We start from the raw sequence: 24,228 nt of genomic DNA on the forward strand, positions 1-24,228 counted from the left end.
TCCCACCCGCGCGAGGCCTCCCACTATTCACCGCGAGTATCAGTCTGGGGTCGCCGCCGCCCCTGCGGCGTAGGGCTCGTTTTCCCCACCTCCGCGCGACTTCGAGACCGGAAATCCGTACTCAAAGTACAGGACTCCCAGGTCTTCAGGCTTGGGGGCATTGTGCGTGAATACAGTTATGGCGTATATTGCACAGCATACCTGGACGTAATGCACTTCAGACCTTTCCCCCGAGGTCTTGAAAGGCGGAGACGCGATGGCGGAAGGCAAGTTGAAGGCGCTTGTGGTGGATGATGACCCACTCGTGCTGGAGCTGGTGGAGCGCTCCATCAGCCGCTACGGCTTCGATGTCGTCACCACGCGCGCGGCGCTGGGCGTGGCCAACCTGCTGCGGACCGAGCAGCCGGACATCGTGCTCCTGGACGTGAACATCCCCGCGCTGAGCGGCGACCGCATCCTGGGCGTGGTGCGCCAGTTCGCGGGTCCGGACACGCTCTTCATCCTGTACTCGTCCATGGACGAGTCGCGGCTGCGCGAGCTGGTGCGCGCGTCCGGCGCGGACGGCTACATCCCCAAGGGCATCACCGGTCCGGAGCTGGCGCTGAAGCTGTCCGGCATGCACCACAAGCGGATGGCGAACCGCCCCACGCCGGTGCGCGCGGACCCCCTGCTTCAGCGCGACGTGCCCGCGCCCCAGTCCCAGAGCACCACGGCCCAGGTGTCGGTGGCGTCGCGGTAGGTGTGGACGGTCTCGAACCCGACCCGCGCGTGCGCGCGCAGGGAGCGGGTGTTGCGCACCGAGACCTCCGTCACCACGCAGTCGAAGCGCGAGCGAAGCTGCTCGCGGTGCTGGTGGTAGAGCGCGTCGAAGAGGCCCTTCCCCCGGTGGGCCTTGTCCACGCACACCTGCCCCATCACGTAGAAGCGCTGGTCCTTCAGCGGCCGGCCCCGGTGTTCGAGCCCTTCAAGGAGCGCGAACATCGGGTCCAGGACGGGGACCCACGCGCGGCACTCGCGGGGCATCACCAGCGCGTACGCCACGACGTCGGAGCCCTGCATGGCGATGATGCTGGGCTCGAGCGCGTGCATGCGCTCCAGCGTGGCCAGGTCATGCTGGACGGTGACGAAGCCCTGGGCGTGCTGCTCCTCCGGTGACAGCGCGGGAGGCAGGTTGCGGCGCTGCAGGGCCAGCACCTGCTCCAGCTCGTCCCGGGACTGCACGGCCCTCACGACATACGGATGCGACGGCATGGCGCGGGAGCATAGGCCCGCGCCATGCCTTGAAGCGTCAGCGATCAAAGTCATCCGGCCACGGCGAAGGCCTGGTCGGCAGGTCGTCTTGGGGCGGGTGGCGGGGCTTCTGCGGCGACACGGAAGTCTTCGTATCCAGCCCAGCGGGTCCCGGGGGCGGCTTGTCCGGGAGGTCCTGCTGGGGCTTGTGGGGGATGGGTACCAGGATGGGGCTGATCCGGCATCTCGACATGACCGTGTCCTCCTGACGCGGCCGCCGCGGGGTCCGGCCTTGTCAGCCCCCGCGTGCGGCCTCCTCTTGAAGACGTGTCGGGTCGGGTTCTTTTAAGCGATCTGAAAGGGCGTCATTCGAACAGGAGCACGTCGTGCACCCAGCGATCTCCAGGGGAGGCCTGGAGCCACGCCTGCCGCTCGTCGCGCAGGGCCACGCTGGGAGCGGCGCCTGCGTGGATGCGCTCGCGCACGTCGTTGAAGAAGCGGCCCGCGCTGTCTGGGATGTCCACCGTGGCGGCCAATCTCCGCGTGGCGCAGCCCCTCCGAGTGCAGCTCGAAGGTGCGGCGCAGGTTGAAGGGCAGCGTCGCGACGGCCTTCTGCAGCTCCGCCTCGGTGATGCACTCCCACAGCTCCAGGTCCGGGGCTTGAGGCTCCTCGAAGAGCTTGTGCACGTTGCCCAGGTTGATGGCGGTGGTGGCCTCCGTGCGCGTGCGGCGGCACTGGTCGAGGAAGCGGTTGTGCAGCACCCGTACCAGCCACGCGCGCCGCTCCGGCTCCCCCCAGCCGCGCAGCGAGTCCCACTTCAACAAGGCCCGCAGCAGGACGTCCTGGACCAGGTCGTCACAAGCCGTGGCATTCCCCCCACAGATGTTTCGCGCGACCGCCATCAGGATGGGCTGATGACGGACCGCGAAATCGGCGTACTCCATGTCGGAAGTGTCGAGTTCTTCTCTCATCGTGCGGCCCCCAGTGCCGGTACTGAAAATAAAACGTAATAGGTCTGATTTATTTAGAACCTTGTTAAAGCCTTACGGGTTGGTTGGATTTGGAAGACAGCTGTGTGTGTGTCGGCACCGGTAGGGGCACACCGTCCAGGATTTGGAATGTGTGTCCGGGGCGCGTTTGACCGCGTGGCGCTGGGAGACATCGACCTGCCGGAGGGGGTGTTGCTCATCCTGGCGCGGGCGCGGCTCGCGCTGGAGCATGGCAAGGGATTGGGGGGCGTGAAGTACAACGGTCTGTGGGCGGTGGTCGTGGGCGACCTGCCCGCGGGCCATGGCTTGAAAGTGATTGGAATGCCCATGCCGCCAGGAGAGTGATGGGACGGTTCCGGATGTGGGAGCCGGAATGGAGCGGGTGGGGGAGCGGTCGAGGTCCCGCTGAGGACCCTGCTGGGCTGGTACAGGGAATTGGACGCCATCCTGGACGCGCCAATTGGAGCGGTGTTCCAGCGCGAGGGGGACGGGTTCGTTCCGGAGTAGCGCTCGTTAAGTAAGGTTCCCGGCGCCCATGAACCTGGACTTTGTCGAAGCCTTCTATTGGGCCGCGGCGCTCAAGAACGTGACGCGCGCGGCGGAAAAGCTGTTCCTCACCCAGTCCGCGGTCTCCGCGCGCATCGCGAGGCTCGAGGAGGAGCTGAACACGTCGCTGCTCGACCGGCGTGACAAGCACTTCCGGCTGACCACGGCAGGGGCACGCTTCTTCACCGACGCGGAGCGGCTCCTGGGCCTCTGGCGCGACATCAAGACCGGGATGGGCTCGGGCCCACGGGGCCCCGTGTCGCTGCGGATCGGTGCCATCGAGTCGGTGCTTCACGCGTGGCTCATCTCGTGGCTCGAGCGGCTGCGGGTGGAGCAACCGGGGCTCGAGCTCCAGCTCATCATCGAGACCACGGCGGGGCTGCACGACCTGATGCGGCGAGGCGCGCTCGACCTGGTCCTGGCTGCGCTCCCCGTGCATGAGGACGGCGTGCGGACACGCGAGCTGCCGTCGATGCCAATGGGATTCGTGGGCAAGCGGGGCCTGCACACGCGGCGCAGGTACACCCTGGCGCAGCTCACCCAGGGCGGGTTCTTGACCTTTCAGCGCGGCTCACAGCCGTACGTGGCGCTCCTCGACCTGCTGCGCGGAGCAGGGTTCGAGGCGCCACGTGTGCATACGAGCTCGTCCATCTCCGCCATGGTGAGCCTGGTCGCGAGCGGGCTCGGCGTGGCGACGCTGCCACACCCCGCCATCCACCGGCTCGCGCGGGCAGAGGGCCTGCGGCTGCTGCCCTGTGACGTGGAGCTCGTTCCACTGCCCATCCACCTGAGCTGGCGGGTGGACCCGACCTCGCATGGGATGGATGCCGTCGTGGAGAGTGCCGCGGTGGCTGCTCATCGAAATTGGCGATGAGGACATCAAGAAAATTTGAGTTGGCGCGGAGCTTCATGGGCCTGCCACCGTTGCCTGTACCTCGCTACCGAGGCCACAGAGCGGAGCCTCCTGACCATGGCCAACCGAAAGCCGTCAGCAGTCCTTTCTCCCGCATTGCCTGGAGGCTCGGGTGAAATCGACGCGGACTTCGTGGAGAGGTTTCGCGCCCGGGTCCATGAGCTGGGGGGAGTCTGCCTCGTCCATGCCATTTTCGCCGGGGCCCTGTTCGTACTCCGGGCCAATGTGGGCCTCCTCTTTGACTGGATGCTGGAGCCATGGGGGGCGGCGCTCGTTGCTGGGTATGCGGTCTTCTGCCTGGCCCTGGGCGCGCTCACCTTCTTGAAGAAGCGGTGGGCGCTCATGCTGGGCTTGGGGCTGGGCTACAGCTGGCTCATCTGGAGTGTGCTGGCATGGCTGACCCATGTCTCGGCTCACGGAGGGCTGAGCATCGGCGCCCTCTTCCCCGCGATGATGAGCGGGGCCGTGGTGCTGCGCTGCCAGCAAGTCATCGGCTGGGCGAAGCAGATGCAAGCCGAGGGCATCCCCCTCGATGCCCGGCCCACCGACTTCCCGCGAATCGAAAGATCCGCTGATTCCGTCTGAATCCCCGCTCTGCCACTCCGCGCGGGGCGGACGCATCTTGCGGTCATGAACCACGATCATTCCGCACATGCGCCGGTGCACGGCTTTGGAGCCGACCGCGCGCCCCATTACGACGCCCAGGCTGCGGTCAGCCTCGCCGGCTACCAGGCGGCGTACGAGCTGGGCGTCAGTGCCCTGGCTGCTCACCTGGACGGCCAGGAGACGGCGTCACTGCTCCACGTAGGCCTGGGCACGGGCGCGGAGCTGATGCCCTACCTCCGGTTCAGCGTGCCGGGCTGGCGCTTCACGGGCGTGGAGCCCTCGGGCGCGATGCTGGAGGTCGCGCGCAAGCGTCTGGAGGCGGAAGGGCTGCTCTCGCGCACGCACCTGCACGAAGGCGAGCTGCGCACGTTGCCGCAAGGTCCTCCGTTCGACGGCGCGCAGTTGATGGGCGTGCTGCACCACGTGGAGGGGGAAGCGGCCCGCGTCGAACTGCTGCGAGAGGTGACGCGGAGGCTCAAGCCGGGAGCGCCGCTGGTGCTGGGCTGCCGCATCGGCCAGGACCCCGAGCTGACGAACATCGAGTTCCGGCGGCTGCGGGCGTATGGCGTGACGCGGGAGAAGCTGGAGGCCCGGGGGCAGGCCATGGCGAAGATGCAGCCCATCGAGTCCGATGCCGCGCTGTTCGCGATGTTCGCGCAGGCGGGGCTGGTGCAGCCGAAGACGCTCTTCGTCTCGCTCCAGTACAAGGTCTTCCTGGCGCGCTTAGCGCCCTGAGCGTGGCTTGGTCCGCTGGAAGGCGGATGCTATGTCCCAGGTTGTATGCGAATCGCTCTACCTGGGACGTGGGCGTTGCTCGGGACGCTGCTCGCTGGGGCCGCCGTGGCGGAGGAGCACGAGCACGCCGTCATCCGGACGCTCTTCCTCCCCGAGCAGCCCGAGGCCGCGCCCCAGCGCATCTATGTGAAGGGGCAGGTCGTGACGGTCCTGCGCTTCGAGCAGGACCTCGCGCCACTCCGGGCTCGATTGGTGGGCGGAGAGGGGCGATTCGAACCGGTGGGCGTCGTGGGCCAGAAGGTGGTGCTGGAGCCCCGGCGCGACCTGGCACCGGAGGAAGGCTTCTCCCTGCTCGTCACGTTGTCGGATGACCGGGAGGTCCCCTTCCTCCTGCGGCCTCCGGGACGGCGTGAACATGGGAGCGCGGACCAGCAGCTCAACGTCTACAAGGACCGGGATGGCTACGAGGCCATGGCCTCGGCGCTATTGGACTCGGAGAAGGAGAACAAGACCCTCCGCGCGGAGAACGAGCGGCTCCACAAGGAGGAGGTCTCCGAGGACCATGCGCTGGCGGCCCTGCTGACGGCGGAGTCCGAGGCGCAGACCCCATTCAAGGGCTTTGAGCGCTTTTCCGGGAAGGACGATGGCGCGAAACTGGAGGGCACGGTTTATCGCGGCAAGGGCAAGGCTGCGGTCGTGTTCAGGGTGAAGAATCTCCACGCCGAGCGTTCCTGGAGCATGAAGTCCGTCCGGTTGGTGGGCGTCGCGGATGCGAGGGAGCGGGCCATCGCGGTGCGTTCCTCTGCGGCGGTACTGGAGCCCGGGGCGTCCGGAGTGATTGGGCTCGTCGTGGACGGAAGCGCCTTCCTGGATGGAGGGACGCTGACCGCGCTGCGGCTGGAGCTGTACCGGCAGGACGGGCTCTTGCAGGCCATTGTTCAGTTGGATCCGGCCCTGCTGGGGAAGTAGGAACGCCGCATGACTCCCCGCCAATACGTACTCGTGGGCTTGCTGGGGCTGCCGCTGGGTTGTGCAACGGTACCGGGTGACGTCCGGCTTCGCTCGGATGGAACTCCCATGGCGGAGAAGTGCCCGGAGAAGGCGCTGGAGGTCATGCGTTACCTGCGCCTGTATGTGGGGGAGTCCGCATGGGTACAGCTCGACGCGAACCAGAGTCGAGCGGAGACCATCACGCTGTATGACGGACCCATCGAAAGCGTGCTGGATCAGGACGTCGGTACGTTGGAAGCGCCGCTTCGGCTGTATGGCCGCGTGTGGACAGGCGGTCCTCAGCCGGTCATTCGCTATTACGAAGCCCATTTCATGAATGGTGGGGACAGGGTCCCCATCTGTGCGGTGGCGAGGCTGGGCTTCGGGCAACTGCGCAAGCGGCCCGAGTCCAAGCCAGGAACAGCCATCCTCGATTCAGCGCGCGCGGGTATGTACATCGTGGACGAGTTCCGCTGAGGCGTGGGCCGCCAGGGATTCGAGGGGGCATCAGAATTCCGAGGCAGCCACCAGTGGCCAAGCGCGCGGAATTCCTGCGGCGCCTCCCTGGTCCACACCTTGCTCCGGGCATGGGGCTTCACGACTTCAAGGAGCCACGATGCGCTGGATGCGGATGCTGGGCGGTTGTCTGACGGTGATGGCCCTCGCGGCCTGTGGGTCGGACGGAGAGGGCGGGCAGGGGAGGCTGAAGCTGCGAGAAGGGCAGTCGCTGGACCTGGCACAGGAGTGCGGAGTGGACCTGCCCCAGTGTCCGCAAGGCCTGTCCTGCCTCGTGCTCAAGCTGGACGGCGAGTCCAAGGCACGCTGTGTGGATGATTCCAAGGTCTGCACCGAACTCGTGTCCTGCACGGGCGGCACCACGTGCGCCATCCTGGACTCGTACCCCGGCCAGGTCGCCTGCTCGGGCAAGTGCACCTCGGACTGCGACTCATCCGTGTCCAGCAGCCCGTGATGTCAGCGAGTCTGGAGCAGGTGCTTGATGGCCGCGGTCCAGAGTTCCGTGGCGAACTTGCTCACGGAGACATCGGACTCGGTCTGACTGGAGTTCCCGTCGCTTAGGACGCGAAAGGTGTGCCCAGTGGGAACCGCCTCGATGCGGTGGTCCCGGGGCGCGGCTTCCGTGCTGGGAAGGGTCAGTCGAACGCCAGTGCCCTCCTTGTTCCATCCGCCAATCCCTCCTCCTGGGGGGATTGCGCTGAAGGAGAGATCCACGTGCGCGCCGTGGCTGTCACCCACCAGGCCGAAGAGCCAATAGGGAGCTTTTTGGATCGAGGCCCACTCATGCTCCGTCAGCGCAGGGAGGTCCGACACCTGCAGGCGCGGTCGATTGCCCTCCGGGAACTTCGCCATCAATTGCTCCGCGAAGTCCACGAGCGAACCATGAAGCACACGGACGGCCTCGTACCAACGGCTGAACTGGGATGACGTCGCAGCCCGCGTCTTGCCCAGTTGCTCCGCCAGGTAGTCAATCGCGGGCTCACGGACCTCCGTGAGCTCACGGGACGCACGCTCGTATTCTTCGAAGCTTTGGTCCAGACGATCGAGCGTCAATTCCACCATCGCGGTGATGTCTCCCGAATGGGATGCATCAAGCGCCAGGTAATACCGCGCCCGGTCTTCGGCGAGCAGGACGATGGCGGGGTAGTGCTCCCGCATCAGCAACAGGTTGGCGAGCAGCCTCCCTGTCCGTCCGTTCCCATCCACGAAGGGATGAATCGTTTCGAACCATGTATGCGCGATGGCGCAGACGACCACCGGATGCTCGGTCTTGGCTCCAGCCAGCCATTCTCCGAACGTCCGCATTTCTTCGGGCACCTGGACAGCCTGCGGAGGCACGTACTTCGTACCGCCGATCCGTACGTTGATGCGCCGATAGGCTCCGGCGTTTTCGGGGTCAATCGCGCGCAGAACGATGCCGTGCATCTCGCGAACGTCCCGCTCGCCCAGCACGGAGTCCTTACCGGCCAGCGCTTCGATGAGGTCGAGCGCATGCGCGAGGTTGACCGCTTCGAAGTGATCCTTCAGCGACTTGCCCGCGATGGTGATGCCGTCCTCCACCACGGCGCGCGTCTCTGGCAGGGTCAGACGGTTCCCTTCAATCGCGTTTGAATTGTACGTGTGGTGGATCCGGAACCAGCGCCTCAGGTTCTCCACCGCGGCAGGAGGCATCCGGGTGGCACGCAACCGGCGCATGCGCTCGGTCGCCTGCTGAAGCCTGGGTTCGATGCTCTCGCTCCACCGGTACCGATGCACGCCAACCACCTCCGCTCCCCACTGTAACGCCGTCGCCCCCTTTCACCTCGCAGGGGCGCACGGAGCGGGTTCGTACACCCTGGTGGAGCTGGTGGAACGGGCGCTGTCCGCGCAGCGCACGCTGGCGGAGGGCTGGGGAGGGGGCGCACCCGGGGCAGGGCAGCACCTTCTGGTTCACGCCGCCGCAGCCCGAACAGGGCTGAGGCCCGCGGTCACATCGGCGCGGACATCTCCAACTGGCGCATCGCTTCGTTCCGCGCGTCGGACGCGGAGCGGACGATTTCAGCACTCGACAGGCCGAACGCGCCCGCGTCCATCTTGCGCAGTCGGGGAAGCACCTCGCGCTCCTCCTCCGCCATGTGGTTCGCCACCACGGCCTCCAACTGGCGCACCGTGGCCTCGCGGCGGCGCGGGTCGTGGCGGACGCGCAACAGCTCGGAGAGCAGCTGGGTCATCTCCCCGTGCTCCTCCACCGCGAAGTCGATGCTCGGCCCGTCCACGACGCTCCGCGCGACGGGATACACCCAGCGCTCCTCGACGGTGCTGTGCATCGTGAGCGCTTCGGCCAGCCGCAGGCACAGCGCGGGCTTCTCTTCGTCATGCGCATGGTGCCAGGCCTCGAAGAGCGCCTCGGCGTCGCGGTGCTGCTGGATGAGCACGTCGATGAGGTTCATGACGGGCCAGGGTTCACATGCGCGCGCAAGGGCGCAATCCACTCGGAAGGACGAGCGCCCCTGCACGCCCCGGCCTCCAGTGCCGGGCCTGCATGCACTGGCGCACAGGCAGCGTGCGTCACGCCCCTGCTTCGTACTTCTTGCGTCCGCCTCGCGCGTGCGGCCCTCGCCCAGCCGCTCGAAATGCTTCTCCTGCAGCAAGCGCGGCAGCTGTGCTTGGAGCGCGCCGCGCTTCACCGCCTCCACGGCCGTGTCGAACATCGCGGAGGCGGTGAGTCGCGGGGTGTGGCGGATGTTTCGCTCGTCGTCCACCACGAGCACCCGCATGGGGCGCTCCGTCGCCTCGGTACTGGCACGCACTTCCATGGTCCCAGTCCAAGAGCACGCCGTGTGCCGGGCCCGTCTGTCGGATGCCGGGCGGCGCAAGCCTCGGGGGCGCATTGCATCCGGCACGGTGTGCCCCGGATGGCGGTTGCAAGGTGCAACGCGGGACGGGCTGGTGTCTGCTGCGGCACGGCCGTGCGGCTGGCACGCGCCATGGATGGAAGGGAGCCCATGGGCAACGAAGGGACGCCTCCGGACGAGGGGGGCGATGAAAAGAACATCTTCGCGAAGGAGTTGGCCCCTCCGCCCAGCATCTGGCTGCGCAAGGGCACCTGGCTGGCCCTCGTCTTCGTGGCGATGGTGGGCGTCTTCATCTGGCTCCAGGGCGGGGAGAACCGCGCGCTGGACGCCATGTCCCCGTCGCAGCGCGAGGCCCTCTTCTCGGACACCCGCGACGAGTTCCGCCTGCTGTGTCTGGCGGATGGCGGCGCCTCACGCTGGCCCAAGAAGTGCGCCAATCACGCGGCGTTCCTCGTCCGCTTCTCCGAGTGCGACGACACCTGCCGCCGCGAGTTGGAGCCCTTCCTCCCGCAGCCCACCCGCTGAGCGACCGGCCTGGCGCCCGCCCCAGGGCTTGCCTGGACGCCCCCTGTCCGATGTCACCTACAGTGAAGGTCTTGCCGGACGGCTGGAATGATCGCGCCAGGGTGCCTGGAGGGCCTTCCACGACTGACGTGCGGCGTCCTCCGCGACGAGTCCCACCTGACAGGATGAAGTGTCCCGCATGACCCTGCGGGGCAATGCCGACCCGTTTCAGAGACAATTCAAGGGACGCGGGCTTGAGTCAGGGGGAGAGGTGTTGTCTATCCTACGAGTCCTGACGGAGCCCCGGCCCCCGGCGAGCCCGTGGGGGTCCGCGGAAGGATGAGCGACAATGAGCTGGCGCAGCAGGCCCGGCGCGGGAGTACGGCCGCGCTTCATCGGGATGGGTGACATGGGCGCGCGAGGGGGTGCGTGATGGCGATGCGGCTCAAGCAGAAGATGATGGTGCTGCCGACGGTGGCGGCGGCGTTCCTGGTGGCCATCGTGGCGGTGACGGTGGTGCTGGGCTCGCGCACGCGGAGCGCCTCGGAGCGCATTGGTTCCAGCCTGGCGCCGTCGGTGAGTCAGGCGCAGACGGCCCGCGCGGGATTCGCGGCGCTGCACCTGGACGTCGGCGACGCGGTGGCGCTGAACGCGGTGAAGCAGGAGACGCTGGACGCGCAGGTGGCGGAGCTCCAGAAGGGGCTCACGGCGCTTCGCGCGTATCCGGACGTGGATGGCCCGAAGGTGGAGGCGCTGCAGGGGGCCTTCACGCGCTACTGGAAGGAGGCGTCGCAGGTGGTGGCGCTGGCGGCGCGCAATGACGCGGCCGCGGAAGCCGCGCTCGCGAAGCTGGAGCCCGCGTACCGGGCGATGCACGACGGCCTGGAGTCCGTGACGGCGCAGCAGGAGGCGTCGCAGCGCGAGACCTTCATGGAGGTGTCGTCGCTGCACGGCGCGACGCTGACGTGGGTGCTGGTGCTGGCGGTGGCGTGCATCGTGGTGCTCGCGGTGGCCACGGTGTGGCTGCTGCGCGAGGTGACGACGCCCCTGGCGCGGCTGACAGCGACGGCGACGCGCATCGTGCGGGAGGGCGACCTGTCGCTGGCCATCGACACGAGCGCGCAGGACGAGGTGGGCGAGCTGGCGCGCAGCATCCAGTCGCTGATGACGCGGCTGGGCTCGGTGCCCAACACGCTGCACTCGGTGGTGACGGAGCTGACGGCGGCGGCGGCGCGGCTGAACGCGGCGAGCCACGAGCAGCTCAACTTCCTGACCAGCCAGTCGCGCAGCCTCACGGAGGCCAGCTCCACCATCGCGGAGATCGCCCAGACGTCCGGCATGGCGGCCAGCCGCGCGGAGATGGTGTTGAAGGTGGCGGCGCAGGCGGACGCGTACAGCGCCTCCGGGCAGGTGTCCATCGAGCGCAGCGCGGAGGGGTTGCAGCAGATCCGCGCGCGGGTGGGCGCGCTGGTGGGGAGCATTGGCGTGCTGTCCGAGCAGGCGGTGCACGCGGGTGAAATCATCGGCAGCGTGAAGGACCTGGCGGACCAGTCGAACGTGCTCGCGTTGAACGCGGCCATCGAGGCGGCGCGGGCCGGCGAGGAAGGCCGGGGCTTCGCGGTGGTGGCCAAGGAGATGCGGGCGCTGAGCAGCCAGTCGCTGCAGAGCACGCAGCGCATCGGGAAGATCCTCCTGGAGATCAACCAGGCCATCCGCGAGACGGTGGGCATCGCGGAGGAGGACAGCCAGAAGATGGAGGAGGGCATCGAGCAGGTGCTCTCGTCCGCGACGACGCTGAAGGACATCACGCAGGTGGTGCAGGAGAGCAGCCAGGCGGCGCGGCAGATCGTCGCCTCGGTGACGCAGCAGAACGCGGGCATCACGCAGATGACGGAAGTGGTGACGCAGCTGTCGGAGATGATGAGCGACGTGGTGATGGCCACGAGCAACGCCGAGCAGGCGGTGGGGCAGATCAACACCTCCCTGGGCAAGCTCCAGGAGCTGTCCACCACCTTCCGCGTGTAGCCAGCCGCGAAGGCATCCAGCAGGGCCCACGGGCCGCTCCGGAACACCGGGGCGGCCCGTCGTGCTTTGTGGAAAGGGAGCTGTCAGGACGCCACGTCAGGCGTAACTTGTATGCTACGCCCCGGATTGAAGCCTGGAGCCCTGCCATGACCCCCACGGGATTCGACCGTTACTTCGAGAAGAAGCTCAAGCGCCCGGCCTTCGCGGAGGCGTACGCGAAGGCGCGTGCCGAAGTGGATGCGGCTGACAAGCTGATCCGCGCCCTGGATGCGCGGCGCGAGGAGGCCGGACTGAGCAAGGCGGACCTGGCTCGGAAGGCGGAGACCCCGCCGGAGGTCGTGCGCCGCCTGTTCACGGCGCCTTCCGCGAACCCCACGCTGTCGACGGTCACGAAGCTGGCCGCCGCGCTGGGGTGCCGCCTTCAGCTGGTGCCGGCCCCCGCCCGCCGCAAGGCAGTGCGGCCACGGGCACCCGCCCCCCGCGTTCGCCGCAAGTAGGGCGCCCTCAGCCAGCCCACACGCTCCGGGGGCGGCGGCGCTGGTACTCGTCCCGGAGCGCCCGGACCTTCGCGTAGTCATTCTCCGAGAGCACGGTGCGGAACGCCTTCGTCCTCCCGGTCAGGAGGATGAGGCTCGGGCCGCCCAGGCCCAGCGCTGCTCCGTCCCGCTCCAGGACGCAGAAGAGACGGTAGTGACGGCGGCCCCTGCCATCCGCGCGCACTTCATGGAGCCCCGCCATGGAGCCATGCATGGCCTCCCACTTGCCCCCTCCGCTGAAGGCGGGCGGCGGCGCGTCCGCCACGGCCTTCACGACGGCGAGCAGCTTCGCGCTGACCGTGTCCGGACACGCATCAAGGAAGTCGCGGGCCGGCACGGTGCGCTCCGGATCATCCTCCGGATGGCGCTGGAAGAAATGGACGCGCCAGGGTTGGGCGTGCTTCGGATGGGGCAGGGGCGGGCGCTCCCGTCGAGAGAAGACGGGAGACGCCAGGCCCTACCCCTGACGTCACTCGCCCTGCATCAGGCCCGTGATGCTGCCGTCCGGGTGGACCGTGACGCGGCGGGCGGCGGGCTCGCGCGGCAGGCCCGGCATGGTGAGCAGCTCTCCGGTCAGCGCCACCAGGAAGCCGGCTCCCGCGGACAGGCGCACCTCTCGCACCGTCAACGTGAAGCCTCGGGGCCGGCCCGTCTTCGCCGGGTCGTCCGACAGGGACAGGTGCGTCTTCGCCATGCACACCGGCAGCCCCGCGCCTCCCAGCGCTCGCGCCGTCTCCAGGTCCTTGCGCGCCCCTGGCGTGAAGGCCACGTCGTCCGCGCCGTACACCGTGCGCGCGATGGCGCGGATCTTCTCCTCCGGCGTCTGCTCCAGTTCGTAGAGGAAGCGCGGCTTCGGCGGCGCCGCGTCCGTCGCGTCCAGCATCGCCAGCACCGTGTCCGCCAGCTCCAGCGAACCCTCGCCGCCCTTGCCGAAGCCGTCGCATACGGCGATGCCCACGCCCCTCGCCTTCGCGAACGCGCGCAGTTCGTCCAGCTCGGCTTCCGTGTCCTGCGGGAACTGGTTCACGCACAGCACCGCCGGCAGGCCGAACGCCGCCACCGACTCCAGGTGCTTCTCCAGGTGGTTGAAGCCCTTCAGGAGCGCTTCTCTGTCCGGATCCGCGACCTTCGCCGCCGCGGCGCCGCCGTGGTGCTTCAGCGCCCGCAGCGTCACCACCAGCATCACGCCCCGGGGCCACACGCCCGCGCTCCGGCACTTGATGTCCAGGAACTTCTCCGCGCCCAGGTCGAAGCCGAAGCCCGCCTCCGTCACCACCTCGTCCGCGTACGCGAGCGCCAGCCGCGTGCCCACCACCGACGAACACCCGTGCGCGATGTTGCCGAACGGCCCCGCGTGCACGATGGCCGGCCCGCCCTCGCGCGTCTGGGCGAGATTGGGCATCAGCGCGTCCTTCAGCAGCGCCACCATGGACGCCGCCGCATTCACGTCGTTCGCGCGCACCGGCGAGCCGTCCGGCGCCTGCCCCACCACGATGCGCCCCAGCCGCGCCTCCAGGTCCTTCAGGTTCTCCGCCAGCGCCAGGATGGCCATCACCTCGCTGGCGGCCGTGATGTCGAAGGACGTCTCGCGCGGCACGCCGTGCGCCTTGCCGCCCAGCCCCACGATGACGTTGCGCAGGAACCGGTCGTTCATGTCCATCGCGCGGCGCCAGCGCACCCGCGTGCCCTCCAGCACCACCGGGTGGCCGTAGTACACGGCGTTGTCCACCAGCGCGGACAGCAGGTTGTGCGCGCTGGTGATGGCGTGCAGGTCGCCGGTGAAGTGCAGGTTGATGTCCGCCGCCGGCTCCAGGCTCGCCAGCCCGCCGCCGGTGCCGCCGCCCTTCACGCCGAAGACGGGCCCCAGCGACGGCTCGCGCAGCGCCGCCACCGCCTTGCGCCCCCGCTTGCGCAGGCCCATGGCCAGCGCCACGGACATGGTCGTCTTGCCCTCGCCCGGAGGCGTGGGGTTGATGGCCGACACCAGCACCATGCGGCCCTGGCGCGAGCTGCGGCCCAGGGCGTCCAGCGACACCTTCGCGCGGTCGCGGCCCCAGGGGAGGACGTCTTCCGGCGCGAGACCCAGCTCGGCGCCGACTTCAGCGATGGGACGGAGCGTCATGGCGGGGGACTCTCCGTGCCCCGCAGGAGGAGGTCAACGCTCGCGACACGGAGGGCAGGCAGGCGCGCGTCGCAGGACGGTTCCCCGGGAGGCGGGCAGGGTGGGAGGATGCAGGCGCAGGGCGGAGCTTTGGGGGCGCGATGGAATACGCGGCCGGGAGTTCCGTCAGGGAGAGCATCATGAACCGCATTCTCGGCATCGCATCGGTGGGGATGGCTTCGCTGGCACTCGGGGTGGCCCTGTGGGGGCCTGGGAAGTCGGAGGCCCCTGTCGTCCAGGAGGCGCCCCGCGTGCAGGACTCGACGGCGGACGTCCGGGCGCTCCAGAACCGCGTGAAGGCGCTGGAGGAGACGGTGCAGCTCCTGTCCCGGCGGATGATGGCCTTCGAGCAGGGCGGCGGCACGGCCTCGGCTGGCACGGGCGGTCCTCCGCCCGCGGGCCTGGAGGCGGAGGTCGCGAAGCTGCGTGAGGAGCTGCGCGGCGTGATGGTGGGCGAGGCGCTGACCAACGACCGCGCGAAGCAGTCGTTGAAGGAGCTGATGCGCACGGTGCAGGACGAGCAGCGCACCGAGCAGCGCCAGCAGTGGCAGCAGCAGGTGGACCAGATGCAGGCGCAGGCGGAGTCCGAGCGCTCCCAGCGCCTCAAGACCTTCATCAGCAACGCGCGGCTCAACTACAGCCAGGAGCAGGCGCTGACGAAGGCGATGCAGGCCGAGGACGCGAAGCGCCAGGAGCTGTCGTCGGCGATGGCGGGAGGCCGGCCGGGACGTGACATGCGCCAGCAGATGCGCGACCTGCGCACGCAGACCGACGCGGAGATGCAGAAGGTGCTCAGCGCGGAGCAGATGACGCAGTACCAGCAGATGCGCCGCGATGACATGAACCCGCGGGGCGCGGGCGGCCCCCGGGGCGGGCCCATCGGCGGTGGCTGGGATACGCGCACCGCCGGGGGGCAGTAGCGGTTCAGCCCACGCGCAGGACGTCTTCGATGTCGAAGGCGTCCGCCAGGGCCACCGACGGGGTGCACAGCAGCACGGGGACCCGAGAGGACGCCGCGCGAGCGGCCTGGCCCCGGTCCCAGACGGCATTCGAGGGCAGGTCCACGTCCCGTTCCTCCAGGAAGAGGAACGGGACGTCCGCGTCGAAGGACTCCGCGGGCTGGACACGGAAGCCGCGCAGGAAGCCGTTCATCGCCCGCGACGCCCTGTCGGCAATCTCCCCCAGCCACGCCGCCTCGTCGTCACCCATTCGAGTCGTGGGCCCGGGAGGGAAGGTGGCGAGCACCGCCTCGTCGCGAGGCGAGTCAGGCTCCACGAAGGGAAGCGACATCCCCGCGAGCAGGGACAGTTCCTCTTCGACGACGCGCCACTGGCTGTCCGTGAAGCGGCGCAGGCACGATGTCGCGCAGCGAGCGCAGGCCCTCGGCCTGGATGCGTGTGAGCCGGTGGGACATGGCAGTGAGCCTACGCCAGACCCCGGACACACGAACGCCGCGAAGCTCCCGGAGGAACCTCGCGGCGCGAGTGCTGCTCGAACCCGAGCGGCGGCTACTTCCCGCCGAAGATGCCCTTGAGGCGCTTCTTCGCCTCTTCCTCGGCGCGCTGCTTGGCCTTCTCCTGCTCGATGCGGGCCTGCTCCTCCAGCTTCTTCTTCTCCTCGTTGGCGCGCGCCTCCAGTTCCTGGCGCTTCGCCTCCGCTTCGGCCTTGGCCTTGTCCTGACCGCCCGTGAGGATGTCCTCCACGGCCTTGCCCTTCTCACCCAGCACGCCGCTCAGCGCGGCCCCTCCGGCCAGCTTCAGGATGGTCGTCGCCGCCGGCTTCACGTCGATGCCCGTCACCTCCGGGCTCCACGCCTTGCCTGTAATCTTCAGCCCCACCGGGATGGCCTCCGTCGGCGTCACCTTGCCCACCGTCAGCGTCTTGATGGTCGCGGGCGTCAGCGACACGCCACCCGTCAGGTCCAGCGTACCGTCCAGCTTGATGCCGCCGTCGAAGCTCATCGCCGCCTCCGGCCGCGTCCAGGTGATGGGCTTGCTCAGCTGCGCCACGCCGTTCTTGATGGTCACGCTGAAGGGCAGGTCCCCACCCAGCGACGTCACGTCGCCGCTCTTGAGTGCCTTCGCGAAGGGCACCGCCTTGGCCAGCGGCCCCGTCACGGACGACACCAGGTCCTTGCCCAGGAAGGTGCCCTCCAGCAGGTTGCCGCTGATGCCGCCCAGCAGCGTCTGCTGGAGCTTCTCCGGCGTGTAGCCCACGCCCTGCACGTCCACGTTGCCGTTGAACTTGCCCGTCAACACCTGCTTCGGCGTGCGCGCCGCCAGCGCCTGCGCGACCTCCAGGCCCTGCACCTGCACCTTCGCGGTGAAGGGCCGGGCCTCCGGCGCGGGCCCCAGGCGGATGGTCGTCCCGTCCGCAACCACCTTGCCGCCGTAGATGCCCGTCGAGAACTTCTCCACCGTGATGAGGTCGTCCACCATCTTCACGACGCCCGTCACGTTCGTCAGGTCCATCGCCGTGTAGCGCAAGGACGCGATGGCGAACTGGATGTCACCCCGGTAGCCGTTGAAGCGATTGGCCTCTCCCGGTGGCGGCTCCGGCGGGGGCTTGCCGCCGTTACGCGCCAGGACCTCCTCCTCGCTCATCAACAACTTCTCCGCATCCAGCTTCGCGGCCTTCACGTCCGCCTTGAACGTCGTCGTCGCCTTCTTGCCCGTGCCCGCGAGCGTCACCGTGGCGGTGCCCGTCACCGTGTCCTCCAGCGCGCCCAGGCTCATGCGGGTGACGTTCACCGTCATCCCGCTGCCCGTCTTCGCCGGCGCGTACGTGCCCGCCGCCGCGACCTCCAGCCGCTGCCCCGGCGCCTTGTTCACCAGCAGGCCCGGCCGCATGTCCACGCCGTTGAGGTCCGCCTTCGCGTCGAAGCGCAGCGCGCCGCCGCTCGCCGCCGCGCCCGTCACCGTCGCGTTCAGCTTCATCGCGCCGCCGGCTTCCTTCGTCAGCTGATCCGGCACCCGCAGCCGCACCGGCGTCAGGTCCACCGCGATGTTGATGGCCTGCGCCTCCTGCGTGCCGCTGCCGCGCACGTCCAGGCCAATGGGGCCGGCGATCATCCCGTTGAGCTGCTTGCGCAGCGGCGGGTAGTACTCGGCGAGCACGGCGGGGTCCAGGTTGCGGCCCACCAGCTCGAGGCCCTCCACCGCGGGCTTGTCCGTGAGCAGCCCCTTCACCTTGCCCTTGCCCGTGATGGCCGCGGGGCCCAGGTTCAGGTTCAGCTTGTCCAGCGCCAGGTCACCGGTGGCCATGTCGCCCGTCACGTCCGTGTCGAGCACCACGTCCAGCGCCTTGCCGCCCTCCGAGCCGGCGAACTTCATGCCCAGCGCCTTGATGACGCCCACGAGCTTCGTGGGGCCCTTGCCGCCGGGCACCGCGCCGCCCAGGTCCGCCTTCCAGTCCGCGTCCAGCGTGCCTGCCTGCAGCCCCACGTCCGGGGGCAGGAACGGCCCCAAGGGCGACAGGTCGATGTGCTCCGCCTTCAGCGTCACCTGCTCCGGCGTGGGGATGAGCGTCGCCGGCAGCGGCGCCGCGGCGAGCGTCATCTTCAGGTTCTGCTTGTCCGCGAGCACCGCCGCCGCCAGGTCCACCTTCAGCGGCTGGCCCACGCGCAGGTCCTTCACCTCGATGTCCAGGTCCTTCACCGCCAGCTCGCGCGCCTGCGCGCCGCCCGAGCGGTCCACGAAGCGGATGACGCCGTCGGTGAGCGCCGCGCGCTCCACGTGCACGCCCGACAGGTCCGTGGGCTGCGTCTCCTCCTCCGGCGTCTCCTCCTTCGGCTGCTGCGCGGCCAGCTTCTCCTGGAGACGCTGCACGTTGGTGGTGCCGTCCGCCAGGCGGAGGACGTTCACGGTGAGCCCGGACACCTCCGCGTCCTGCACGCGGATGTCCTTGCCCTTGGAGGTGAGCAGCGGCATCGCCGCCACGCTCACGGTCACGTCCTTCACCTCCGCGAGCGGTACGTCTTCGCCCTCGGCGGCGCCCACGCTGACGTTCTGGATGCGAGCGCCCACGTAGGGAAAGAGCTTCGTGGAGACGTCACCAATCTCGATGGGGCGCCCCAGCTTCTGCGAGTACGTCGCGGCCTGGTCGCGCGCCGTCTTCAGCAGGATGGCGTCCAGGCGCCACAGCACCACCGCCACGATGGCGATCAGGAGGACGAGGATGCCTCCCAGCACATATGGCCAACGCTTCTTCTTCACAGCCGCCACGGTTCCTCCTCCGTCGGGAGAGCGATCGAACGCTTAGCGCAGCGCCAAGAGGGCCGCACCTCCCATGCACGAGCGGAGGTCTTAAGCGTGACGGTCAACACCCGGGGGGAAAGTCACACTCCTGTCGACCCTTGCATCTAGGCACGACGGGCCCCGCTCGGAAGGGGGTCGCTTGAGTCCCCACGACTTCGCGGATTCAGGAGTTTGGCGGGCGGCCCCTACAGGTCGATGACCTCCGGCTCCGTCCCGGAGGGCGGCGGCGTGTCGCCCTGGCCCTCCAGCAGGAAGCCCCAGGGCGCGTACACGTTCCCGCCGGTGAAGGCGTCCACGTAGAGCACCACCGGCGTGTCCAGCCCGTCGTACGTCACTTCGAAGATGGACAGCCGGCCCTTCCCATTGCCCTGGCCATCCACCTCGGTGAACTCGCAGCAGTCCCCCATGCGGCGCCACGCCACCGGCTGGCCCTGAGGGCCGCGCAAGAGCTTGAAGTACGCCATCACGCCCTTGTCGCCCCAGCCCACCCGCACCGGGTTCTCCGGCCGGGTGCCGTAGGTCAGCGGATCCGGCCGCTTCGGCATCAGGGGGGCGGTGCGGCGCATCACCTCCTCCATGGACGTGCCCGGGGAAGCGCACGCCGTCAGGAGCAGCAGCGCGGCGGGGATGCATCGGAACAGGGACATCGGGACCTCCAGCTCGGCCTTCGGAAACGCCCCAAGCTGGCGCCCGCCCTGGCTCCGGCGCATCCCCGGCCCCGGGCGGACCGTCCTTCGGGAAACGCACCCCCGAGCCCAGCGCACACGCGCAAGGTCCCGGGGGGAAGGACGGCCAGGCTCCGCTGCTTCAGCTGAGCGACTTCAGGTCCAGGCCCAGCTCGTGGCGGTAGCGCTCGAAGCACCTCGCGCCCGCCATCAGTCGCAAGAGCGCTCCTTCCGCCAGGGGCCGCGCGCACGCGGGGTTCGCCTCCACCAGCGGACGCAGCACCTCCTTGTTCCAGGTCTCGGAGTGCTTCACGTCCAGCGTGGAGTGCAGCGCGTAATAGCGCCGAACGCGCATGTCGAACCCCAGACGCTTGAGGCCCTCGTTGACGCACGCGGTGCGGCCCGGCGCCGTCTCCTCCACGATGCCCAGCGCGCCCACCGCGTGGTACGTGTAGCGGCGGTTGAACGCGAACGCGCAGAGCAGGTTCGCCAGCGCGTGCGCTTCCCACACCGTGTCCTCGTCCGTGGGCTTCAACCCCAGCTTCTGGGCCATCTCCGCGAGCATCGGCCCGTGCATCGCGTCCTCGCGCCCGCGGCCCATCTCGTCCCAATAGTTGCGCGCCAGCTCCAGCTTCGCCCGCGTGGGCAGCTGCAGCTGCGTCAGCGCCACCAGGTCGTCGAAGCCCGCCTCGCCCGCGACCTCCTGCGTGAGGAACCAGTCCATCTGTTCACGCGTGGCCTGCGTGGCGAGCCACGGGAACAGCGGATCATGCTGTCCGGGACCGGACTCCTTCAGGTCCTCGAACCACGCGATGAATCCGTCCGCGTCCTCCGGTGCTTCCGCGGCCCAGGCCGCGATGCGCCTCCGCTCCGCCTCCACATATTCGCCTTCGAGCAAGCGCAACTGCGTCTCTTCCTGCACGGCTGCCCGCCAGCCCTCGGTGGGGAACCCCGGAGCCAGTCGCGCCTGGTTGAAGCGCAAGAGGGTCCGGTGAAGCCGTTCGGACAGGCGTGCGTCCTCCGTCCCCGCTTCCCCAGCCACCTCGCCAAGCCCGCTCATGGTGCGCACCCTCTCTACACATACCGGAAGGCGGGAGTGCCTTCCGGTCACATGTATGGGGATGACCTTGCACACCGGCCACATCGCTCCCGCCACCTTCGCCGTCAGTCAGGTGCGTTGCGAGAAGGACCACGTCCGCTCCCGCGACTGCGCGTATCAGGTCGCATGGAACATCAACCCTCATATGAAGCCCGGGGCTGTCGCGTGGCGCCGTGCGTGCACGCAGCACCGCGAGTTCCTGCGTGTCCTGCGTGAAGCAGGCGCGGGCTTCTTCGAGCTGCCCTTCGTCCACGGCGCGTTCGACTCCGTGTTCGCCAAGGACAACGCGGTGCTCGTCTCTCAGGAAGGCGAGCTGCGCGCCCTGCTCGCCACCATGCGCCATGGCCAGCGCCGCAGCGAGCAGCTCGCGCGCTCCCGGTGGCTGGCCGCGCGCGGCTTCGACGTCATCGAGCCGCCGCGCGTGCACATCGAAGGTGGCGACGTGGCCATGCTGCCCGCGGGCCGGGGCGCGCTCCTGGGCTGGGGCATGCGCTCCACGCCGCGCGCCGCGGGCGTGCTGGAGGCCTTCCTCGCCGCGCCCGTCACTCCGCTGGAGCTGTGCGACCCGTACCTCTACCACCTGGACACCGCGCTCACCGTCCTGTCCGACGGCACCGCGCTGGTGTGTCTGGAGGCCTTCACGCCGGAGTCGCTGCGCATGCTGGAGCGCACGGAGGGCATCCAGCAGGTGATTCCCATCGCCCGGGAGGACGCGCTCGCGTTCGGGCTCAACCTGGTGGAGGTGGGCAACACCGTCATCGTCGGCGCGCGCGTCCCCCGAGTGGAGGCGGTGCTGCGCGGCCTGGGGCGCCGGCCCGTCAGCGTGAGGTTGGATCAGTTCCACCTGGCCGGCGGCAGCGCGGCGTGCCTCGTGGCGCGCGTGCACACCCTGCCGCCCCTGTCCGCCCGGCGCTTTCGCGAGGAGCAGCAGCAGGACGTGGCCCAGCCGCTCTCCGCGTGACGTGCGGTGAAAACGAAGAACCTCCCCGGGCGACAGAGCGCGCGGGGAGGTCCGGGGTGAAGCGGGGAGGAAGACTCAGGACTGTTCGCTGGGGACTTCCGGTGCGCTCAGCGCTTCGGCCTGCTGGAAGCGGCGCGGGTGACCGTCACCGCGGGTGCCGCCGGAGAGCTTGTCCACCCAGGGGTACTTCTGCGCCTCTTCCGCCGTGTAGCCCAGGTTGAAGACGGTGGGGCTCTTGGGCTTGTCAGAGGCCTTCTCGTACAGCGTGCCGAACACGCGGTCCCAGAAGTAGTTGGTGATGCCGTAGTTGCCCTGCTCGTTGTGGAAGTGGTGGGACATGTGCAGGCGCTTGATGTCCTTCAGCCACTTCTGCTGCGGGGCGTAGTTGAGGTGCTGGATGCAGTGGCAGAACTCGTAGAAGCACGTGGTCACCATGCCCCAGCCCAGCGCCGCCGCCGCGCCGGACCGGCCGCCGATGAGGTAGCCGATGGGCGTGAGCACCAGCGCGATGGTGGGCAGCGTGGTGTGCAGCGCACCGAAGAGCACGCGCAGGTCGTGCGGGTCCTGGTGGTGGTCGAAGTGGATGCGCTTCCACGTCACCGCCGTCGCCGCGGACTTGTAGAGGAAGCGCCCGTGCAGGATGTACCGGTGGATGAGGTACCAGCCGAACGGGTACGCCACCGTGGCCAGCAGCACCGCCGCGCCCATGCGCACCGGCGCCTCGAACCACTTCACCGACAACACGATGCAGGTGATGCCGATGAGGATGTAGGCGACGACGGCGTAGTAGGTGAAGAACGAGTAGACCAGGTCGCGCAGCGACATCCGGTCCAGGTTGTGCTTCCGGTTCAGGAAAGAGACCGCCACGGGGATTCCCTCACTATCCGCTCCGCCGCGGGTCCCGGGCTGCCGGGGTGCGCGGGGCTCGAAGGCTTGCTCGCATCCCGGCCCTTGGGGTGATGCGGAGTTCCTGAGCTATCAGTCAAGGGGCCCCTTGGCCCAGGAACGGTGAGCGCTCTCTTAGCGCCTTCCTGGAGGCGTTGAGAAGCTCCTCTGTTGCCGCGCCCGCACATTGTCCGGCTGCCCGCCCTACATCCGACCCGGGGCCGGGCTTCCGTGCGGGAAGTCCACACCCCACCTTTCCGCCCACAGGCGCGGGCGATCGCGCGAGGGGGCAGACAGATGGCGCGCAAGGCACAGGGACAACAGGACAGTGGGACCCAGGCGGGGGAACGCCCCGCGCGGCGGAAGACGGCCACCCGGAAGACGGCGAGAGGCGCCCCCAGCGAGGGCCGCCTGGAGCTGCGCCGGGACATCGCGGAGTACCGCGCCGCCGCGGAGGCTCAGGCCGACATCGTGCGCGAGCGCATCAACGCCGCGCTGGAGGTCAGCCGCCGCACGCGCGAGGAGATCGAGCAGCGCATCGCCAGCGAGCTGCACACGCCTCGCGTCACCGCGAAGAAGGCCGCGGCTCCGGCGCGCAAGCGCACCCGCGCCTCCACGCGCGCGTCAGCGAAGTAGGGCGCGGCCTTCAGGAGCGGACCGCGGGAGCCCGCGCGACCTGCGCCGCTCCCTCCGGGCCGGAGGACTCCAGGTCCAGGGCGGAGAGCTTGTCCGCCAGCGCCTGGACCTGGTCGCCGCCGCCGCTGCCCCCCAGGGGGGACGCGGCGCGGGCGCCGATGAAGCACACGCGGGCCCGCTCCAGCAGGGCCACCTGGGCGTGCAGCTGCGCGAAGAGGCGCTCCTGGCGGCGCGACAGCGCATCCAGGTGGTTGAGCTCCTCACCCAGCGACGCGGCGGCGCGCTCCAGCTGGCGGCGGGCCACGCCGTCCTGCGCGTCCTGGGCGCGCTTCTTCAACTCCTGCACCTGCGAGTCCACGCTCCCCTGGGACGCGGAGGTCAGCCGCGCTTCCAGCTCCGTGTGGGATTCGGCCAGGGTGAAGGCGTCCCGGGCCAGCTTGCCGAGCACGGCCTGGAGCTTCTCCAGCCCCGGGCCCCGCGCCAGCTTGCGCGCCTCCTCCTGGCACTGGCGGTAGAGGGTGAGCGCCCGGGCCACCAGGCCGCGCACCTCACCGGAGAGCGTGGCCTCCAGGCGCATGCCCCGGGTGGCCACCGCGTCCAGGTCCATGGCCAGGTTCGCCGGCAGCGTGCTGATGCTCCAGAACAGCGCCACCACGGCGTAGTCCACCATCAACGGAAAGTAGCCCCACGCCGGGAGGAAGCGCGCGTCGAGCACCTGGTGCACGTACAGGCCCAGCGCGGTGGTGACGGCCGCGGCCCCGGCGCACAGCGCGACCTGGAGCGGCGTGCCCACGCTGTCGCGCCCGTTGCCTCGCCACGCCAGGAGCCCCGCGGCGATGGCGCCCGCGACAGCATGTGTCCAGGGCGACGCCAGCCCCAGCACATAGGGCAGGGCGGGCAGCAGCACCATGCCCGCGCGCACCAGCAGGTTCTCCGCCGCCTTCGGCTTCACCGCGGTGATGGCCGCCGCCATCAGCGCGAAGTAGCCCGGCTCCACCGGCACGCGCAGCACCTGCCGCGCCACGCCGGCCACCATCGCCATGGCCCCGGCGCCCACGAGCGCGTAGAGGCAGCGCGACTCGAAGTCCTCCCGCCGGATGAGTTGGATGGAGAGCGACATGGCGCACCGGGTTCCGTACC

General features: G+C 69.3%; 26 protein-coding genes. 14 read left to right on the forward strand and 12 right to left on the reverse strand.

Translation table 11 applies throughout. The features are described 5' to 3' along the window. Positions 1 to 256 precede the first annotated feature (256 nt). Entirely contained in the window at positions 257 to 739 is a 483-nt protein-coding gene (locus D7V80_RS22895) for a response regulator (protein WP_120590173.1), read from the forward strand. Here the strand turns inward: D7V80_RS22895 and D7V80_RS22900 are convergent. Both D7V80_RS22900 and D7V80_RS43970 read right to left on the reverse strand, forming a co-directional pair. Continuing rightward, complete coding sequence (locus tag D7V80_RS22900; protein WP_120590174.1) at positions 673 to 1,251, reverse strand: GNAT family N-acetyltransferase; 579 nt, start codon at positions 1,249 to 1,251, stop codon at positions 673 to 675. The two genes, D7V80_RS22895 and D7V80_RS22900, sit on opposite strands and share 67 nt — an antisense overlap. Before the next feature lie 324 nt (positions 1,252 to 1,575). Continuing rightward, on the reverse strand, positions 1,576 to 2,175 hold the full coding sequence (locus D7V80_RS43970) for an RNA polymerase sigma factor (protein WP_370452523.1): 600 nt from the start codon (positions 2,173 to 2,175) through the stop codon (positions 1,576 to 1,578). A 174-nt stretch (positions 2,176 to 2,349) separates the two neighbouring features. Between D7V80_RS43970 and D7V80_RS42950 the strand changes: the two genes are divergently transcribed. The 7 genes from D7V80_RS42950 (at position 2,350) to D7V80_RS22940 (ending at position 6,980) form a co-directional block, all read left to right on the forward strand. Further along, positions 2,350 to 2,565, forward strand: coding sequence for a hypothetical protein (locus tag D7V80_RS42950; protein WP_233585638.1), 216 nt, complete (start codon positions 2,350 to 2,352; stop codon positions 2,563 to 2,565). Between the two features lie 190 nt (positions 2,566 to 2,755). Then, positions 2,756 to 3,640, forward strand: a complete 885-nt coding sequence (locus D7V80_RS22915) for a LysR family transcriptional regulator (protein ID WP_120590176.1) — start codon at positions 2,756 to 2,758, stop codon at positions 3,638 to 3,640. Positions 3,641 to 3,736: 96 nt separating this feature from the next. Then, the gene (locus D7V80_RS22920) at positions 3,737 to 4,264 is read left to right on the forward strand and encodes a hypothetical protein (protein WP_147447184.1); all 528 of its coding nucleotides are present in this window, start codon (positions 3,737 to 3,739) and stop codon (positions 4,262 to 4,264) included. Positions 4,265 to 4,309: 45 nt separating this feature from the next. Further along, the gene (locus D7V80_RS22925) at positions 4,310 to 5,020 is read left to right on the forward strand and encodes a class I SAM-dependent methyltransferase (RefSeq protein WP_120590178.1); all 711 of its coding nucleotides are present in this window, start codon (positions 4,310 to 4,312) and stop codon (positions 5,018 to 5,020) included. A 45-nt stretch (positions 5,021 to 5,065) separates the two neighbouring features. Further along, on the forward strand, positions 5,066 to 5,989 hold the full coding sequence (locus tag D7V80_RS22930) for a DUF2381 family protein (RefSeq protein WP_120590179.1): 924 nt from the start codon (positions 5,066 to 5,068) through the stop codon (positions 5,987 to 5,989). Between the two features lie 9 nt (positions 5,990 to 5,998). Then, on the forward strand, positions 5,999 to 6,487 hold the full coding sequence (locus D7V80_RS22935) for a hypothetical protein (RefSeq protein ID WP_120590180.1): 489 nt from the start codon (positions 5,999 to 6,001) through the stop codon (positions 6,485 to 6,487). Positions 6,488 to 6,626: 139 nt separating this feature from the next. Continuing rightward, a complete protein-coding gene (locus D7V80_RS22940) occupies positions 6,627 to 6,980 on the forward strand; it encodes a hypothetical protein (RefSeq protein WP_120590181.1) in 354 nt (117 codons plus the stop codon). A 2-nt stretch (positions 6,981 to 6,982) separates the two neighbouring features. Here the strand turns inward: D7V80_RS22940 and D7V80_RS22945 are convergent, their stop codons facing one another. Both D7V80_RS22945 and D7V80_RS42955 read right to left on the reverse strand, forming a co-directional pair. Continuing rightward, entirely contained in the window at positions 6,983 to 8,281 is a 1,299-nt protein-coding gene (locus tag D7V80_RS22945) for a Fic family protein (protein ID WP_120590182.1), read from the reverse strand. Positions 8,282 to 8,493: 212 nt separating this feature from the next. After that, positions 8,494 to 9,321, reverse strand: a complete 828-nt coding sequence (locus D7V80_RS42955; RefSeq protein ID WP_233585640.1) for a hemerythrin domain-containing protein — start codon at positions 9,319 to 9,321, stop codon at positions 8,494 to 8,496. Positions 9,322 to 9,510: 189 nt separating this feature from the next. Here D7V80_RS42955 and D7V80_RS22955 point away from each other — a divergent pair, with 189 nt between their 5' ends. The 3 genes from D7V80_RS22955 (at position 9,511) to D7V80_RS22965 (ending at position 12,386) form a co-directional block, all read left to right on the forward strand. After that, positions 9,511 to 9,885, forward strand: coding sequence for a hypothetical protein (locus D7V80_RS22955; protein WP_120590183.1), 375 nt, complete (start codon positions 9,511 to 9,513; stop codon positions 9,883 to 9,885). A gap of 411 nt (positions 9,886 to 10,296) precedes the next feature. Further along, positions 10,297 to 11,889, forward strand: a complete 1,593-nt coding sequence (locus D7V80_RS22960) for a methyl-accepting chemotaxis protein (protein ID WP_120590184.1) — start codon at positions 10,297 to 10,299, stop codon at positions 11,887 to 11,889. A gap of 146 nt (positions 11,890 to 12,035) precedes the next feature. Continuing rightward, entirely contained in the window at positions 12,036 to 12,386 is a 351-nt protein-coding gene (locus D7V80_RS22965) for a DNA-binding protein (RefSeq protein WP_120590185.1), read from the forward strand. A 7-nt stretch (positions 12,387 to 12,393) separates the two neighbouring features. Here the strand turns inward: D7V80_RS22965 and D7V80_RS42960 are convergent, their stop codons facing one another. Both D7V80_RS42960 and D7V80_RS22975 read right to left on the reverse strand, forming a co-directional pair. Next, the gene (locus tag D7V80_RS42960) at positions 12,394 to 12,762 is read right to left on the reverse strand and encodes a hypothetical protein (RefSeq protein ID WP_233585642.1); all 369 of its coding nucleotides are present in this window, start codon (positions 12,760 to 12,762) and stop codon (positions 12,394 to 12,396) included. Positions 12,763 to 12,894: 132 nt separating this feature from the next. Beyond that, positions 12,895 to 14,547, reverse strand: a complete 1,653-nt coding sequence (locus D7V80_RS22975) for a formate--tetrahydrofolate ligase (RefSeq protein ID WP_120590187.1) — start codon at positions 14,545 to 14,547, stop codon at positions 12,895 to 12,897. 179 nt (positions 14,548 to 14,726) lie between these two features. Here D7V80_RS22975 and D7V80_RS22980 point away from each other — a divergent pair, with 179 nt between their 5' ends. Continuing rightward, complete coding sequence (locus D7V80_RS22980; RefSeq protein WP_147447185.1) at positions 14,727 to 15,506, forward strand: hypothetical protein; 780 nt, start codon at positions 14,727 to 14,729, stop codon at positions 15,504 to 15,506. 4 nt (positions 15,507 to 15,510) lie between these two features. Here the strand turns inward: D7V80_RS22980 and D7V80_RS22985 are convergent, their stop codons facing one another. The 4 genes from D7V80_RS22985 to D7V80_RS23000 all read right to left on the reverse strand — a co-directional run bounded on the left by D7V80_RS22985 (position 15,511) and on the right by D7V80_RS23000 (position 20,567). After that, the gene (locus D7V80_RS22985; protein WP_120590189.1) at positions 15,511 to 15,876 is read right to left on the reverse strand and encodes a hypothetical protein; all 366 of its coding nucleotides are present in this window, start codon (positions 15,874 to 15,876) and stop codon (positions 15,511 to 15,513) included. A gap of 218 nt (positions 15,877 to 16,094) precedes the next feature. Beyond that, positions 16,095 to 18,809 (reverse strand): AsmA family protein, encoded by a 2,715-nt coding sequence (locus D7V80_RS22990; protein WP_120590190.1) that lies wholly within the window; start codon positions 18,807 to 18,809, stop codon positions 16,095 to 16,097. A gap of 218 nt (positions 18,810 to 19,027) precedes the next feature. Beyond that, entirely contained in the window at positions 19,028 to 19,489 is a 462-nt protein-coding gene (locus D7V80_RS22995; protein ID WP_014400626.1) for a hypothetical protein, read from the reverse strand. 160 nt (positions 19,490 to 19,649) lie between these two features. Next, on the reverse strand, positions 19,650 to 20,567 hold the full coding sequence (locus tag D7V80_RS23000) for an iron-containing redox enzyme family protein (protein WP_120590201.1): 918 nt from the start codon (positions 20,565 to 20,567) through the stop codon (positions 19,650 to 19,652). A gap of 61 nt (positions 20,568 to 20,628) precedes the next feature. Here D7V80_RS23000 and D7V80_RS23005 point away from each other — a divergent pair, with 61 nt between their 5' ends. Then, positions 20,629 to 21,567, forward strand: coding sequence for a dimethylarginine dimethylaminohydrolase family protein (locus D7V80_RS23005; RefSeq protein WP_120590192.1), 939 nt, complete (start codon positions 20,629 to 20,631; stop codon positions 21,565 to 21,567). A gap of 75 nt (positions 21,568 to 21,642) precedes the next feature. Here the strand turns inward: D7V80_RS23005 and D7V80_RS23010 are convergent, their stop codons facing one another. Next, positions 21,643 to 22,392 carry a sterol desaturase family protein gene (locus tag D7V80_RS23010; RefSeq protein ID WP_120590202.1) on the reverse strand — a complete coding sequence of 250 codons (750 nt, stop codon included), beginning with the start codon at positions 22,390 to 22,392 and terminating at the stop codon, positions 21,643 to 21,645. Between the two features lie 357 nt (positions 22,393 to 22,749). Here D7V80_RS23010 and D7V80_RS23015 point away from each other — a divergent pair, with 357 nt between their 5' ends. After that, positions 22,750 to 23,088, forward strand: a complete 339-nt coding sequence (locus tag D7V80_RS23015; RefSeq protein ID WP_233585644.1) for a hypothetical protein — start codon at positions 22,750 to 22,752, stop codon at positions 23,086 to 23,088. A gap of 10 nt (positions 23,089 to 23,098) precedes the next feature. Here D7V80_RS23015 and D7V80_RS23020 read toward each other — a convergent pair whose 3' ends face one another. Next, positions 23,099 to 24,208 (reverse strand): hypothetical protein, encoded by a 1,110-nt coding sequence (locus D7V80_RS23020; protein ID WP_120590193.1) that lies wholly within the window; start codon positions 24,206 to 24,208, stop codon positions 23,099 to 23,101. Between the last annotated feature and the right edge of the window lie 20 nt (positions 24,209 to 24,228).

The sequence above is a fragment of the Corallococcus sp. CA054B genome, assembly GCF_003611625.1.
In the GTDB taxonomy this organism is placed as follows: Bacteria; Myxococcota; Myxococcia; order Myxococcales; family Myxococcaceae; genus Corallococcus; species Corallococcus coralloides.